Origin of the sequence: Paenibacillus sp. UASWS1643 (assembly GCF_008693195.1) — a bacterium.
GTDB classification, from domain to species: Bacteria; Bacillota; Bacilli; order Paenibacillales; family Paenibacillaceae; genus Paenibacillus; species Paenibacillus amylolyticus_B.
The window spans coordinates 98,845-115,091 of record NZ_VXKZ01000099.1; the positions used below are offsets into that span (position 1 = coordinate 98,845).

The 16,247-nt window shown below is 47.9% G+C and carries 11 protein-coding genes and 2 riboswitches; of the genes, 6 read left to right on the forward strand and 5 right to left on the reverse strand.

What is annotated here, in order from left to right; genetic code table 11:
• Nucleotides 1-43: 43 nt before the first annotated feature.
• The 3 genes from gcvPB to gcvT all read right to left on the reverse strand — a co-directional run bounded on the left by gcvPB (nucleotide 44) and on the right by gcvT (nucleotide 4,109).
• Nucleotides 44-1,483: an aminomethyl-transferring glycine dehydrogenase subunit GcvPB gene (gene gcvPB, locus FE296_RS07465; RefSeq protein ID WP_124116408.1), complete on the reverse strand. Its 1,440-nt coding sequence runs from the start codon at nucleotides 1,481-1,483 to the stop codon at nucleotides 44-46.
• 137 nt (nucleotides 1,484-1,620) lie between these two features.
• A complete protein-coding gene (gene gcvPA / locus FE296_RS07470; RefSeq protein WP_150364620.1) occupies nucleotides 1,621-2,976 on the reverse strand; it encodes an aminomethyl-transferring glycine dehydrogenase subunit GcvPA in 1,356 nt (451 codons plus the stop codon).
• Nucleotides 2,973-4,109 carry a glycine cleavage system aminomethyltransferase GcvT gene (gene gcvT, locus FE296_RS07475; protein WP_150364621.1) on the reverse strand — a complete coding sequence of 379 codons (1,137 nt, stop codon included), beginning with the start codon at nucleotides 4,107-4,109 and terminating at the stop codon, nucleotides 2,973-2,975. The genes gcvPA and gcvT overlap by 4 nt, the downstream gene beginning before the upstream one ends.
• A gap of 216 nt (nucleotides 4,110-4,325) precedes the next feature.
• Nucleotides 4,326-4,427: riboswitch (glycine riboswitch) on the reverse strand.
• Nucleotides 4,428-4,430: 3 nt separating this feature from the next.
• A riboswitch (glycine riboswitch) is annotated at nucleotides 4,431-4,553 on the reverse strand.
• A 344-nt stretch (nucleotides 4,554-4,897) separates the two neighbouring features.
• Here gcvT and gcvH point away from each other — a divergent pair.
• The 5 genes from gcvH (at nucleotide 4,898) to FE296_RS07500 (ending at nucleotide 10,881) form a co-directional block, all read left to right on the forward strand.
• Nucleotides 4,898-5,290 (forward strand): glycine cleavage system protein GcvH, encoded by a 393-nt coding sequence (gene gcvH, locus FE296_RS07480; protein WP_124115644.1) that lies wholly within the window; start codon nucleotides 4,898-4,900, stop codon nucleotides 5,288-5,290.
• Nucleotides 5,291-5,712: 422 nt separating this feature from the next.
• Nucleotides 5,713-7,167 (forward strand): PTS mannitol transporter subunit IIBC, encoded by a 1,455-nt coding sequence (locus FE296_RS07485; RefSeq protein ID WP_150364622.1) that lies wholly within the window; start codon nucleotides 5,713-5,715, stop codon nucleotides 7,165-7,167.
• Nucleotides 7,168-7,205: 38 nt separating this feature from the next.
• Complete coding sequence (locus tag FE296_RS07490) at nucleotides 7,206-9,308, forward strand: BglG family transcription antiterminator (RefSeq protein ID WP_124115646.1); 2,103 nt, start codon at nucleotides 7,206-7,208, stop codon at nucleotides 9,306-9,308.
• Nucleotides 9,305-9,739 (forward strand): PTS mannitol transporter subunit IIA, encoded by a 435-nt coding sequence (locus tag FE296_RS07495; protein ID WP_017686856.1) that lies wholly within the window; start codon nucleotides 9,305-9,307, stop codon nucleotides 9,737-9,739. The genes FE296_RS07490 and FE296_RS07495 overlap by 4 nt, the downstream gene beginning before the upstream one ends.
• Nucleotides 9,736-10,881, forward strand: a complete 1,146-nt coding sequence (locus tag FE296_RS07500; RefSeq protein WP_150364623.1) for a mannitol-1-phosphate 5-dehydrogenase — start codon at nucleotides 9,736-9,738, stop codon at nucleotides 10,879-10,881. Before FE296_RS07495 ends, FE296_RS07500 begins: the two co-directional genes overlap by 4 nt.
• Before the next feature lie 61 nt (nucleotides 10,882-10,942).
• Here FE296_RS07500 and FE296_RS07505 read toward each other — a convergent pair whose 3' ends face one another.
• Together FE296_RS07505 and FE296_RS07510 are read right to left on the reverse strand one after the other, a co-directional pair.
• Nucleotides 10,943-11,194, reverse strand: coding sequence for a cysteine-rich CWC family protein (locus tag FE296_RS07505; protein WP_150364624.1), 252 nt, complete (start codon nucleotides 11,192-11,194; stop codon nucleotides 10,943-10,945).
• A 139-nt stretch (nucleotides 11,195-11,333) separates the two neighbouring features.
• Nucleotides 11,334-13,337: an endonuclease MutS2 gene (locus FE296_RS07510; protein WP_150364625.1), complete on the reverse strand. Its 2,004-nt coding sequence runs from the start codon at nucleotides 13,335-13,337 to the stop codon at nucleotides 11,334-11,336.
• 527 nt (nucleotides 13,338-13,864) lie between these two features.
• Between FE296_RS07510 and FE296_RS07515 the strand changes: the two genes are divergently transcribed.
• The gene (locus FE296_RS07515) at nucleotides 13,865-16,201 is read left to right on the forward strand and encodes an AraC family transcriptional regulator (RefSeq protein WP_190945075.1); all 2,337 of its coding nucleotides are present in this window, start codon (nucleotides 13,865-13,867) and stop codon (nucleotides 16,199-16,201) included.
• Nucleotides 16,202-16,247: the final 46 nt, after the last annotated feature.

Here is a 16,247-nt window from a genome sequence, read left to right on the forward strand (position 1 = left end):
AGGGATATTGTAGGAGTACTAAGTATACAGGTTATTACTTGGTTTAACTGCAAGCGCAGTTCAGTACAGGTTTGCGGGCAGCAGTGGTCTCATCCAGACGAGTCACCGGTGTGCCATAAGGTGCGTTGAGTACCAATTCAGGTGTCTCTTCCGCTTCTTTGACAATCCGAATCATCGTATCAATAAACCCATCCAGTGTTTCTTTGCTTTCGGTTTCCGTCGGCTCGATCATGATGCATTCTTCAACGTTGAGCGGGAAGTATACCGTAGGCGGGTGATATCCAAAATCAAGTAATCGTTTGGCAACATCCAGTGTACGCACACCATATTGCTTCAATCCCCGACCAGACATGACGAATTCATGTTTGCATACCCCTGGATACGGAATCTCGTAGTAAGGTGCGAGACGAGCCATCATATAGTTGGCATTCAGTACCGCACACTCAGATACACGGCGCAACCCTTCCGGTCCATAGGTGCGAATGTAGGCATAGGCACGTACCAGAATACCGAAGTTGCCATAATACGCTTTAACCCGTCCAATGGATTGATCGCCTTCGCGGTCCAGTGCATACACGCCATCATCATTTTTGATCACCATCGGTTTAGGCAGGAACGGGATTAAACGGCTCTTCACGCCGACTGGTCCGGCGCCAGGTCCACCACCGCCATGAGGCGTACTCATCGTTTTGTGCAAGTTCAGATGCACTACGTCAAAGCCCATATCACCCGGACGAGTAATGCCCATAATGGCATTGGAGTTCGCGCCATCGTAATATAGCAAACCACCAGCCTGGTGTACGATGGATGCAATCTCCTGAATGTCTTTCTCGAACAAACCAAGTGTATTCGGGTTTGTCAGCATCAATGCTGCTGTATCCGTACCAACGGCTGCACGGAGTGCATCCAGATCGACCAGTCCATCTGCACGGGATGGAATCGTTACAGTTTCAAACCCTGCAACGGTTGCACTTGCCGGGTTGGTACCATGCGAAGAATCGGGCACGATGACTTTGGTACGTTGTTCGCCACGACCTTCGTGGTAGGCACGAATCATCATAAGTCCAGTCCATTCGCCATGGGCACCAGCGGCTGGTTGCAGGGTCACAGCGTCCATTCCTGTCAGACCTGCAAGGTCGTTTTGCAACGTATATAACAGTTCAAGAGCACCTTGAATGCTGGATTCATGCTGGTACGGATGGATTTTGGCGAATCCATTATAACGTGCAACATCCTCATTAATCTTGGGATTGTATTTCATTGTACAAGAGCCCAGTGGATAGAATCCGTTATCTACGCCGAAGTTGCGGCGGGACAAAGCAGTATAGTGTCGAATAACATCTACCTCGAACACTTCCGGCAGTGCCGCTACTTCTGAACGGAGCATTTCCCGGGGAATCAACGTATCGGCAGCGAGACGAGGAACGTCACATTCTGGCAGGGAATAAGCGACACGTCCAGGGCTGCTGAGTTCAAAAATCAATGATTGTTCCGGAGCAGGAGATAAGGTCTGTGCACTAAATGTTGTATCCGTCTCAGGTTGAACCGAGTTGGAAACAGAGGTACCTGTTTCCGATTGTCCTTGTACCGATGTTGTCGTTGTCGTCGTCGTTTCCTGAGTCACAGGGATCCCTCCAATGCTCGTGCGAATTCGTCAATCTCTTCCTTAGTGCGCCGTTCGGTAACAGCAATCAGCATATGTCCGGCAAGCTCCGGATAATCACGTCCGAGTCCGTAACCACCAATAAAGCCTGCATCCAGCAATTTCAACTGAAGGGCATCCACGTCGGTTCCTTCAGGAAGTTTAATAACAAACTCATTAAATGTTGGTGCATTAAAAGTAAGGCTAACTCCAGGAATTGCAGTTAATGTATTCAGGGTGTAATGACTCTTTTGCAAATTCAGATCCGCGACATCGATCATACCCTGTTTACCCATGATGGACATATACACAGATGCGCTGAGTGCAAGCAAAGCTTGGTTGGAACAGATGTTGGATGTCGCCTTTTCGCGGCGGATATGCTGTTCACGTGCTTGCAGTGTGAGTACAAATCCACGTTTTCCGTTGCGATCCTTGGTCTGGCCTACAATTCGGCCAGGAATTCGGCGCATATGAGGCTGGGATACGGCGAAATATCCGCATGTCGGGCCGCCGAGTGAAGCGGCGATGCCAAGGGGCTGCGCATCACCTACAACGATGTCGGCACCCAGCTTGCCTGGGGCTTCCAGCAGACCCAGCGATAGCGGGTTGGCACTTACAACGAGTAGGCCCTTGTGCGCATGCACGAGGTTGGCAGCCTGCTTCACATTTTCCACGGCACCAAAGAAGTTCGGACTCTGGATCATGACAGCAGCGGTATCGTCCGATATGGCTGCTTGCAAGGCATCCCAATCAGTGACGCCATCCTTATAACCAATCTCGACAATCTCCAGACGGAGTCCGTGCGCATATGCCTGCAATACCTGACGGGCTTCCGGATGAACAGTACGGGATACGATAAGTTGTTTGCGACGTGTTGCTGCTGCGGCCAGATTACCTGCTTCCGCAAAAGCTGTTGCACCGTCATACATACTGGCATTGGCTACAGCCATACCGGTTAATTCACAGATGTAGGATTGAAATTCGAAAATGGCCTGTAGTTCACCTTGGCTGATCTCAGGCTGATAAGGTGTGTAGGCAGTGTAAAACTCGGAACGGGAAATGACATGATTGATGACGGAAGGAACATGATGATCATATATACCTGCGCCGAGAAAGCTGGCGTGTGTTTCGAAATTGGCGTTGGCGCCGGCTTGTTTGGACATATGACGTGTCAGCGCATATTCATCAAGTTTGGAGGATACGGGCAGCTCGCCCTGATAACGAATCTCTTTTGGAATGTCCTGAAACAGTTCCTCCAGCGTATCCACACCGATGGTTGCGAGCATGGCATTCTGATCTTGCTCAGTCATGGGAATATAACGGTGCTTGCTCATGCTTGATCAGCTCCTTGAGTAAGTGTCTTTGACGTACGTGTCCGTTTATGAAAAGGGGTCTTCACGACCTCGGCTTTCAGTTTCTTCCCTCGGATCTCAATCTCAAGCGGGGTTTCCAGCGCAGCGTATTTGCTGTCGATGAGGGCAAGCCCCAGATTACGCTTCAATGTAGGTGATTGCGTGCCTGTTGTCACTTCACCGATCTGTACGCCTTCGGCGTAAATCGGATAGTGGGGGCGAGGAATGCCGCGCTCCAGCACTTCGATGCCGACCAGTTTACGGGCGGGCCCGTCATTTTTTTGCTGTAACAAGGCTTCGTGTCCGATAAAAGGTCCAGCATTCAGTTTCACAAACATACCAACGCCAGCTTCTAGCGGAGAGATCGTTGCAGATAATTCCTGCCCATACAGAGGCAGCTTGGCTTCAAAACGCAGCGTATCCCTTGCACCAAGTCCAGCCGGAACCAGCCCGTGCTCTTCTCCAGCCTGCATTAATCCATTCCAGACCATAGCGGCCTGATCCGCAGGAACATATAGTTCAAAGCCATCTTCACCTGTATAACCGGTACGGGACAACAGTAATTTTACTCCGCATACTTCAGCATCCGGGACAAAACGAAACGGTTCAATCGAGCTTACATCCGTATCTGTAACTTTCCCGATAATGTCTACAGCCAGTGGACCTTGCAAGGCCAGCAGCGCCGTCTGCTCCGAATCGTTGGTCATGCTTACGCCGGGGATCAGGTGCTCTTGCAGCCATGCCCAATCCTTGTCGATGTTGGAGGCGTTAACTACGAGCATATAATGCTGATCTTCCAGCTTATACACGAGCAGATCGTCCACCACACCGCCATCTGGATAACACATCAGGGTGTACTGGGCTTGACCGGGAACCAGCGTGGTCACATCATTGGTCGTCATTTGTTGCAAAAAAACTTCAGCCTGCTCACCCTGTACTGTGAATTCGCCCATATGGGATACATCGAATAGTCCAGCACGCTCACGCACCGCTTCATGTTCTTTCTGAATTCCGCTAAATTGCACCGGAAGCTCCCAGCCTCCAAAATCAATGCACCGTACGCCTTCGTATTGCTGATATAGTGGGAAGAGTGGTGTTCTAAGCAAATCGGACATCAAATCACCTCATCATGGACCGTCAACCGGCCGGAAATATAATCGTGGATCAATGAAGCAGGGTGTTTTTAAATTTTTCAGCTAGATATTTTCATCACATAAGTATGGTAAGGCAGCTATGGCAGCGCCGTTCGACATCCTGTTTTTCGTTTTTGGGAAAAAGGAAAAGGACAGGCCAAAGAATCGGCATGCCAAGTAGCACGCTGTATTCTAAGGCTCTGTCCCTTGTACCTGAGAGTTACCCCGCTGCAGTTGTGCAGCAGGTTTCCCCTTGGGTGATCATAACGCCCGCACAGGGCGAATAGATGCTCTCCAGAGTTGCGTCCTGTAAAAGTCCTTTTGCCTGAGAGATTCACCCCCGCTTATCGGTGGTTTACTCCTTCGGCGTTACCTCATGTACATCCCGAATCGGGTGTCACGGGTAATCTCTCCCTTTACATTCATCCGCGGGTATAACATAGTCCAATAAACACATTTACTCCTCTCATTAAAACGTGAATCCACTACCGATGTCAAGAACGATATCATTGATAATGAATAAAAACCGAATATTTAATATCATTTTAATGTTATTGTTCGTGTATTTATAAAGAGTGCGCTTACTATTCTAATATTCACCAGTATATGAAGAAAGAGTGTAATCCGGTTACAGGATTTAGAGGTGATCAGCAAATAAATTGTGAGGTATCTTGACATTTGATTCATAAATATCATACGCTATGTTCTGGGAAAAAGGTTAAGGTCAAAGAACGCATGCACTCATTTAATGAAAAGCGAGGCGGATATCGATGAGCGAATTGAAAAGTGATTTCCTGTACAGTGAAGAGCACGAATGGGTTCAAACCGTAGGGGAGGATACTGTACGTATTGGCATTACCGAGTTCGCGCAGCATCAGCTGGGTGACATTGTGTTTGTGGAATTGCCTGACCTTGAAACCAATGTAAAAGCAGAGGACAGCATTGGAACGATCGAATCGGTCAAAACGGTTTCGGACTTGTTCTCTCCCGTCACAGGTTCAATTATTGCAGTCAATGATTCGTTGCAGGACTCACCTGAACTTGTGAACAGCTCTCCTTACGAGGAAGGCTGGATGATTGAGATTCGTGTTGAAGGAGATCTGACAGCAGCATTGTCTACATTGATGAATGCAGATGCGTATCGTAAGCATACGGAAAACTAGTATCAACAACGAACTTGTACTTATTAACATATATTTTATAACAAAATGAAATAAGCTTCATATTGTTTCGACCTGTGTGAGCCGGATGCTTGCACAGGTTTTTTGTGCTTTCCAGGAATGGTTTTGAATAGGGATCGAGGCAGATTGGGGATGTAAATCACCTGATTGGACCAAGCTATAGGTTAGAAAATGATTCTGGAAATGACAAAAGTCATAGGCAGGAAAAGCCTTGTGTACCAATGAGTTCAGCCATTATGCATCGATTGAAACGATTACATAACCTAATGTTGTCATCATTGTTCATGACGAAAGTACGCTTTCATTTCATTGAACAGGAGAGCATTCTCGCTTAGGATTACAGCAGGGGAGAAATGATACCCCTTTCATAAATCATAATCACTTGATCCGAGGAGGATAATACAATGAGTAATTTGGACCAATCGTCCAATTCCAAAGGTGGGCTACGGGTAGGTGTGCAGCGTTTTGGCCGATTCCTGAGCGGTATGGTCATGCCGAATATGGGTGCATTTATCGCCTGGGGATTAATTACGGCTATGTTTATTAAAACAGGCTGGTTCCCTAATGAGACACTTGAACAGCTAGTCGATCCGATGATCAAATATTTGCTGCCACTGTTGATTGGTTACACCGGGGGTACGATGGTGCATGGTCAGCGTGGTGGTGTCGTGGGTGCCATTATGACCATTGGGGTCATCGTGGGTAGTGATATTCCGATGTTCCTCGGTGCCATGATTGCCGGACCACTGGCAGCATGGATCATCAAAAAGTTCGATAAATCCATTGAAGGTAAAGTTAGAGCCGGATTCGAAATGTTGGTTAATAACTTCTCAGCCGGTATTATTGGCGGGATCTTGGGGATTTTTGCTCTACTGGGTATTGGGCCAGCTGTAGAAGCAATTAGCAAAGTATTGTCTGCCGGGGTGCAAGGTCTGATGAATCTGGGCTTGCTACCGCTGGTCAACCTGATTATCGAACCAGGTAAAGTATTGTTCCTGAACAATGCAATCAACCACGGTATTCTGACCCCGATTGCAACCGATCAGGCAAGAGAATTAGGACAATCTGTTCTATACATGCTTGAATCGAACCCGGGTCCGGGACTTGGTATCTTGCTTGCTTACTGTTTCTTCGGACGCGGAATGGCCAAATCTTCTGCGCCGGGTGCCGTTATCATTCATTTCTTCGGGGGAATTCATGAGATCTACTTCCCTTACATTCTGATGAGACTGATTCTGATTCTTGCCGCAATTGCGGGTGGCGTCGCAGGTACATTAACATTCATGCTCACTGGAGCAGGACTTGTTTCAGCACCATCACCGGGTAGTATTATCGCGTATTTCCTCTTAACACCAAAAGGTGGATACCTGCCGATGCTTGCAGGGGTGCTTGTAGCAGCAGTCGTTTCCTTCCTGGTTGCAGCAGTGTTGCTGAAAACAGGTAAACAAAAGGACGAAGATCTGGAGTCCGCATCCAGTCGGATGAAAGACATGAAGAGTCAAGGAACCGTGCCAAACGCTGGCATTACGGCTAATCAGCGTGAAGCAGACAGAGCCGCAGATATGGCTTCTTCTACAGTCAAAACAGACGTGAAGAAAATTGTCTTCTCCTGTGATGCAGGCATGGGTTCGAGTGCCATGGGCGCTTCCATTCTACGCAAGAAGATGAAGGCAGAGGGGATTGACGTTACGGTAACCAATACGGCTATCAGTGATATCCCGCCGGATGCAGATGTGGTCATCACACAACAAATATTAACCGATCGTGCCCGCTCTGTTGCTCCGAACGCAGAACATATATCCATCGACAACTTCCTAAAAAGCCCGGAATACGATGCGCTCGTTGAACGTCTAAAGTAATTGCACGCATTCGTTTTCCCTGAGCCGGAGGCTGAGATATGAGTATTACCAAAAGACAACGTGAAATCGTGGAGTTTCTGCTGGAGCATCCACATGAAGTCACTGCCGGCGAAATCGCCGTTGAAGTAAAGGTCAGTACCCGAACAGTTCACCGGGAGCTGCAAATGATTGAACAATGGCTTGAACCTTTGGGCATGAGGCTGGAAAAAAAATCGGGAACCGGTATTCGAATCGATGCCAGTTCCGATGATCTGGCTGTATTGCGCCAGCAACTAGAGGGTAAAGAATATGTAGAGTTTACGCCAGAAGAGCGTAAGCTCTTCATGCTTTGCATCCTGCTGGATGAACCAGAGCCTGTAAAGTTACTCGCCTTGGCTTCGGATCTTAAAGTGACCGTATCCACCGTAACCACTGATCTGGACGATCTGGAGTCACGGATTCGTCAGGCGGGACTAAAGCTGGTTCGTAGACGTGGATATGGCGTCAAGATTAACGGGAGTGAGACGATTCATCGCACAGCCATAGCTGCACTTGCTCTGGAATTTCTGGATGAGTCCGACCTGTTCGGAAGACAACCTGAACAAGGCGGCTCCATCGTAAACCAAAAATTGCTGGATATGATCGGACATGGTGATGTGCTTACGATCGAAAATGCGTTATGGCAACCAGACATCGAATGGCTGGAGAACATCCCGGAACGGCAATACATGAAGCTGCTGATTCAATTATCCGTCGCGGTAGTACGTATTCGTAAAGGCATTGGCATTGGCCGCATACCTCCCCTGGAGAACAAGGGAGATGAAGTCGCAGAGCAGGATGAGATGAAGGTTCCACCTTATATGGCTTCCCGCTTGTGTGGTGTGTTATCCACCCAGCTGGGGCTGACATTCTCCCAAGATGAACAAGCTTATTTTCATAGACTATTACTTGAGACAGAGCAGCGAATTCACTCTTCGAGGCTGTTGCCAATAGACGACTTGATTTTACTGGACAGGGTACATTCTCTGATTGATCAGATGCAAGCTAGAACGCATTATGTCTTTCATGAGGATCGTTTGCTTCGTGAAGGTCTGCTTGGTCATATGCAACCTGTTATGGAGCGAATTGAAGGGCAACAGATGATTCGTAATCCGTTACTGCAGCAGATTCGCAAGGATTATGACTCCCTCTTCGAAGAGGTCAAACAATCCGTGCATCAAGCTTGGCCAGGTACAGACGTTCCGGATGAGGAAATTGGTTTCCTGGTCATGCATTTTGGGGCTTCCATCGAGAGGTTACGTGCATTGAAACGGGAGATCCGGGCGATCATCGTGTGTACAAGCGGAATTGGATCATCACGCATGCTTTCCAGCCGATTGTCCAAGGAGATTCCCGAGATTCGGATCATGGATAGTGTGTCCTGGTATGAAGCTGCCCGGATACCTACAGATCAATATGATCTGGTCTTATCCACTGTCGATCTGCCGATGGAGGAGCACCAGTATTACAAAGTGAGTCCACTGCTTACGGCAGAAGAGAGTGAACGTCTGCGTCATTTTATCCGGACAACAACGTTACAACGACAGCATAACAAGCCGCATGAAACAGAGGTTCAGACGACAAGTCGTTACTCGGACCCTGATGGAATGGAAGCTATTTTAGTTGAAATCGTCCGAATCATTGGCAAGTTTCAGGTGTATCCGCTGGATAATCAGGATATCGGATTCTATAAGACCGTATACGCGATGTGTAATGTACTCCATGGATCTGGTGTGTTGAAGGAACCGGAGGAGGTCGCGAAACGGTTGGAGGCACGTGAGGCAGTGGGGAGTCAGAAGATTCCCGGTACAAGACTTGCGCTGTTTCATACACGCAGTGAGGGGATCTACAGGCCGTCCATCAGCTTGTTTCAGCTCACTGAGCCACTCCTTCGTACGCCGGATGATCCGGCAGGAGTTACCCATGTCCTCTTGATGCTCGGTCCCAGAGAATTATCCAAGGAAAGCCTGGAGGTTCTCAGTGAGATCAGCGCACTGTTATTACAGGAAGAAATGATTACATTACTGGAAAAGGGAATCAGGGATGAACTCATTCATTACCTGTCCCAGGAACTTGTTGGATTTTATCGCAGTAAAACCGAAATTGGAGGTCAACCATTATGAGTATGTTAACAACAGATAAAGTCATCATGAATGCGACGGCTCAGGACAAATACGAAGCGATTCGTATGGCAGGGCAGATTCTGAAGGATGCGGGACATATTACCGCTGATTACATTGAGAAGATGATTGAACGAGAAGAGATTGTCTCGACCTATGTAGGGAACGGACTTGCGATCCCGCACGGTACGAAGGAATCCAAAGCTTTCATTTTATCCACAGGTATCTCTGTCATTCAGTATCCACAGGGTGTTGATTTTGGCGAAGAAAAGGCTTATATGGTCATTGGTATCGCAGCTCAAGGCGGGGAACATATGGAGATCTTGACTAGCATTGCGGTGATCTGTGCTGAGGATGAGAATATGGAGGCCCTGCGTCTGGCGAAAACAGCCGAAGAAGTAATCGCTATTCTGGAAAGTGAAATGGAGCTATGAAGGCCCTACACTTTGGCGCAGGTAACATTGGTCGCGGATTTATCGGCTTGATTCTGTCCCGCGCAGGGTATGAGGTGGTTTTCTCCGACGTGAATCAGACCCTGGTAACCGCTCTTCAGCAACGGGGGCAATATACGGTGGAACTGGCTAACGAGAGCAAGGATCAGGAGACCGTCACAGGCGTAAATGCAATCGATGGAACCCAACTGGAGACGGTAGCCCAAACCGTTGTGGAAGCTGATCTGATTACAACCGCAGTGGGTGTGGGTGTGCTGAAACATATTGCCCCAGGGATTGCAAAGGGACTTGAGAAAAGACTGAATTCCGGTCCTGCTCAAAACCCGCTTCACATTATCGCTTGCGAGAACGCCATTGGAGCCAGTACACAATTGAAAGAGCATGTATATGCTCTGCTTGATGAAAAGGTACGTTCCCTTGCAGATCAGTATGTCTATTTTCCAGACTCGGCCGTAGACCGGATTGTGCCTATTCAGCATCATGAAGACCCGTTGCATGTACAGGTGGAGCCTTTTTACGAGTGGGTGGTGGATCGTTCCCAGATGGCTCCTGCATTCAAACCGGTTGAGGGCATTGTATATGTCGATGATCTGGAGCCGTATATTGAACGGAAGCTGTTCACGGTTAATACAGGACACTGCGTTGCAGCATATATCGGTAATGTGCACGGGTATGACACGATTCAGACGGCTATTGCCGACGAGAAGGTGAAATCGATTGTCTACGGTGCTTTGCAGGAAACTGGAAAAGTTCTGGTGAAGCGCTTTGGATTTAATCCTGACGAGCATGAGCAGTATATTGTCAAAATATTGGGACGGTTTGTCAACCCGTATCTTACCGATGAGGTTACTCGTGTTGGTCGTTCCCCGCTGCGCAAGTTGTCTCCGAATGATCGTCTGGTTCGCCCGGCCCTTCAGGCCTATAAGGATGGAACTGAAACGACCTATCTGGCTATGGGTATGGCAGCAGCCTGCAAGTTCGATGTCTCCGATGATCCGGAAGCAGTTGAACTGCAGAACATGATCCGCGAGAAGGGAATTACAGCAACCCTCCACCAGTATACGTCCATGGATGAGCATCATCCGGTGCTTGAACAGGCTGTTGCCCAGTATAACCAAATGTAAGAACAGTGGTAGCCAGCTAACATTATAGATGAGGCATAATAGAAGAAGAGCCATACAGTTGTTAACTGTGTGGCTCTTCTTTTGGTTGGAGTTTATCGGCATAGTCATCCAAACAGCGTTGACATATGCACGATTTTCGGCGCTGCTCTGGCGGAATGCGGTCAAATATACCTTCGGGGAAAGTAGCCCGGTTACACCAGCATTCCGAATGAGGATGTCCTGCGGCATAGGAACAGCGATTAGCTTCCCCGCATAATGGGCAGACAAGAACATCGATATGGTTGTGCTCTTGATCGTCTTGTTCTGCAGACATACAGTTCTTCCCTCCCTGTGGAATAGCTACGAGCTGAAGTTAAACATACTGGTCCCAGTATAACAGAAATGTGCCGGTGATTATGGATTTCACTCTGTATATATGACTTCCAGTTCACCACAGCTGTTTCTCCCATCGACTATTCTTCAGGCGGTAATTCGATCTGTAGGCCTTCCACATGTTTGCGTCCCATCAACTTACGTTTCTTTCGATTTTCCTTTGTTTCCAGCACAATGTCCAAGTCATAATCGTCACCCGGATAAAGCTCATTGGCAGATATATGCAGGGTCAGGCGTTTCTTATGGATTTTTACTTTGCGTCCACGTAACATGACCCCGATATTTCCACGGCTATCCTCCACATCACAGACGATGCCCGACTGATTAAGATAGGCTGCATATACCCGATCTCCTTTGCAAAAAGGTTTGGGAGGAGCTGGAGAATCAGACGCTCTGGTTGTTGTCCTTTTGTGGAGACTGACGGAATCCTTTGATTGCTTAGACGTATTCCGCCTGGTCAACTCTGCTGGGTCGTCTGATTCTGTAACGGAACGATCAGGCGTCATGGTCGGAGTTTCCAAAGGAGGTGACGTGAACACCAATGTACGATCTCTCGAAATACTTTGATCCGACAGGGACTTGGATCGCTCGATAATTCGCTGTGGCATGCCCAGCTTTAATGCGATGGAATAAGCATAGCTCTCACCAGCTTCTCCGATACGCAATCGATACAGCGGCTGGAGAGAAACAGTGTCAAATTCCATACGAGCATTTTCGAATCCTGGCGTGGCCGCAGCAAAATGTTTGATTTCACCAAAATGCGTTGTCGCCACAACGGTTGCTCCGCGGCTGTGCAGCTCCTCCAGCATGGCGATAGATAGTCCAACACCTTCACCGGGATCTGTGCCGGAGGCCATCTCATCAATGAGCACCAGAGTTGATGTATTGGCCTGTTCCAGTATGCCAATCATATTGCGAATATGTGCTGAGAATGTACTGAGCGCTTGTTCCAAACTCTGCCCGTCACCAATATCAACCGCTACCTCGGTATAAACAGCCATCTCGCCACCTTCCTCTACCGGAATAAGCAAACCGGATTGCATCATCAGGGTTAGTAAACCAAGTGTTTTGAGTGCGACTGTTTTCCCTCCGGTATTCGGGCCAGTAATAATGAGCGACGAGTACGTTCTGCCGATTGCAAAATCAAGGGGAACCATGGAAGAACCCATGAACGGATGACGTGCACGTTGAAGGCTGATGTGGCCCTGAGTATTGACTCGAACGGTACGTCCATCCATGGTGGCCGCATATTTGGCTTTGGCAAAGAGGAAGTCCAATACACCTACCGTTTCGGTGTTCAGGGCGATTTCACGGTTATACGATTCGGCCAGGGAGGTTAAATCACCGAGAATTCTCATCTCCTCTCTAGACTCCTCCGCTTGTAGAGCGGCCAATTCCATCTGTAAACTTACTAATTCAACAGGTTCGATATATACGGTTTGCCCGCTCCCGGATTCATCCAGTACATTGCCTTTCACCTGTTTACGGAACTCTTTCTTAATGGGCAGAACGGTTCTTCCTCCACGTTGGCTGATGACATGCTCCTGCATAATGGAACGATGTTTACTCACCAGAGAATCAAGCTTTCGTTTCATACGTTCCTCATTCACGGTCATTTTTTTGCGAATACGAGTTAGCTCCTTGCTTGCTTGATCCTGAATGCGTCCACTATGGATGCAACGCTCGATCTCACTCAGCAAAGGTTCGATCAGAATCATGGATGCTGCATAACGACTGACGGTGGGAGCGGCCCCGGATTTGCCCTCCATGTATTTCATAAGCTGTGCACAGCTCCGCAGGAACTGAGCGAGATGACTGAAGTCACGCTCACTGAATAGATAACCGGTGCCAAGCAGATCCATAATGGTCTCCATTCCGTCCAGTGAAGGGAGGGGGATACTGGCGCCAAAACGAATCAATGCAGCAGCTTCTGCTGTTTCTTCCAGGCGAATCTGGATCAGGTGAGCATCTACCATCGGTTTCAGTTCTCTGGCATAACGTTTGCCCAGATAAGACAGGGCGCAGTCTGCAACGTTTTTTTGAATTTGTGGATAACCCAGACTGTTTAATGTGTTCTCATTCATGCGTAATCTCTCCTTGAATTTGAATTGGGATTGCAGTTGGCATGCGAAACATATTCCTGGAAAACGCAAAAAGGGCGGAGAATGAACAAACGTCATTCTCCGCCCTAAACATATGGGAAAGCAAAGTCCACTTACAGGTCTATAATAAAAAATCCGCGCTGAACTCAGCGCGGAAATAGACCCGGACAATTACAATCCCGGAGGCGATTTATGATATCCGCTGTTCTTAACTAAGTACAGGGATCTGGCGCATCATGAAATACACGTATGCCATATGGGCACAAGCGCAATGAAAGGCCAAACTCCTGAATATGAAACTTGGTTAGTTAAGAACATTCACCGACATTAAAAATCTCTCCTTTGATTGAGGAATATGCAACCAATATAAACTGGAAATTGGTTTGAAGTCAACCTTTAGAATAAATGAGTGGACTTGAATAAGAATGGGTTTTAAAATAACAATAGTAAAATAATCCAATGAAAGCGATTTAATTTAATAAACATACGTATAAAGGAGGATGCTCTTCTTGCCTAAGTATTTACTGCGTTTGCTCTGCTTTACCCTGATCCTCGGAGCCCTTCCAGTCATTGTTATTGGTTCGGTCTCGTATACGATTGCATCACGTGACATTGAACAGAAAGTACGTGAAAGCAACCTTCAGATATTGCATCAGACCCAAATGCGGGTAGAACAAGTTCTGCGCAGCCTGCAATTATCATCCATCCAGTATGTCAATTCGCCCTTGGTACTTCAAGCGATGAAGAAACCGCTGGACAGCAGCGAATTTCAAGAGATTCGTGACCTGACGTCAGGCTTTAACAACTTGCAAGCGGTTACGAACATTGACCAAGCCTATCTGGTTAATCTGGACGAAGATTGGGTTGTTTCGATGCGTTCTTTTGGCAAATTGGATGATTTCAGCATTCGGGACCGGATTGGTTCTTATCTGACCTACACTAACAGCCTGTTCTGGGTTACTCAGAATGCCAGTTCAGCCAAAGAAAGTGTACCCGTTTCAGCTGGCATGGGTGAACTGACACCCGAACAGGCACCTGCCCTTATATCATCGGATAATGTGGTCAGTATGGTATTCAAAATTCCGATGATACCAACCAATGTGAAACCAAAGGGATTTCTTGTGATTGATATCGCCGATACGGAACTGAGTACGTTTTTGAGCCGAAATACGAATTCTGGAGATATGTACGTTCTGGATCGGGAGCAGAAGTATTTTCTGAACGATATGCAGCAAGGCGAGAAATATGACGTGCTGAATAAGGAAATTCATGAAATGGTGCAAACGGCGGGGGAGCCAGAAGGTTTCTTCAATGCAGAGGTGGAAGGTAACCAAGTGGCGGTTAGCTATAGGCAATCTCCACTCAATGGCTGGTTATACGTGTCCGTTGTATCTCTTGGACAGATCACGGCCCAGTCACAGAAAATTGCATTGGTTACCGGTGTTGCTACACTGGTCATGTTATGTGTAACGGGATTGGTCGCCATATACGGCAGTCGGCGGATGTATTCACCGATCTCCAGACTGCTGCAATTTACGAAGGGGTTGGATTCCCCAGTTGCTCCGTCAGGACGCCGACAGGATGAATTTATCTATATTGAGGAGCAATTGTCAACCTTGTTCAGCTCGGAGAAAACGATGCGTGAGCAGATGAAGGGGCAGCATGTGCACCTCCAGGAGTTTTTTATGACCAAACTGCTGACAGGCAAAATCTCGGAAGAAGATTTCAGATATCAGGGAGAAATGTACGATTTCCCGACAGGATGGGCAAGTCTTGGTGTACTCATGCTCCAGATCGATACGTTGGAAGGGACACGATATGAGGAACAGGATCGCGATCTGCTGCTGTTTGCTGTGAACAATATGGTAGGTGAGCTCCTTCCTTCGGCAGTTCGGTTCACCCCGGTCATGCTGGATGATGCTCAGGTCACCGTACTTGCCTCCGAACTCACGGATGAGGTGAAGCTGAAGGAATGGATGCATACCCAGGCAGACTGGATTCGCGAACGTGTCGTGACTTATCTGAATCTGCCCGTAAGTATCGGTATCAGTCGTTCCTACGCTTGTATCGGCGATACGCCAAGAGCGGTTCAAGAGAGCCGAGAGGCTCTGCAGGGCCGGGTAAGTCTGGGCAGCCGTATTATTTTGCATTACGAAGATATTCAGCCGCGTGGTCAGATGGAGGCCGCGTTATATACCCAGTTACGTATGATCGAGGATCAGCTCGCTTCTGCGCTCAAGCAGGGAGATGAAGAGAAGACGGACACCTACTTTAAGCAATATTTGGGGCTGCTTGCAGACAAGAAGCTTCATTTCAGTGAATATCCCGTCATTATGGTTCAGTTATTGTCTCGTGTATATCAGCTTGTGCAGGAGCAAGGCGGAGATGTAGCCGAAGTACTGGGTGAAAAAGCATCCATGTCACATTTGCTGAAGTTGTCCACATTGGACGAAATGACCAATTGGTTCCGCAAGCGGCTGTTCCTGCCCGTCATCCGTTTCTGGCGAGAGCAGGAAGAATCCCAATACATGAATATTGCGAGACGTATGATTCGTTTGATCGAGGAACGTTATGATCGTGAATTGTCGCTGGAAGCCTGTGCCGCTGAGCTTAATTTTCACCCTGTCTACCTAAGTCGGGTATTCAAGAAGGAAGCGGGAGTCAATTTTACGGAGTATCTCGCAGAGTATCGTATGGAAAAAGCGAAGACCTGGCTGCAAACAACCAATCTTAAAATATCGGAGATTGCTGAGAAATTAAACTACACCAATCCAACCGCATTTATCCGTACGTTTCGCAAAATCACAGGAACAACCCCCGGCAAGTACCGGGAGCAGCAGCGATAAAACAAACCTGCTCTGCCTGCCATGGCAGGCAGGCTTTTTCATGTCC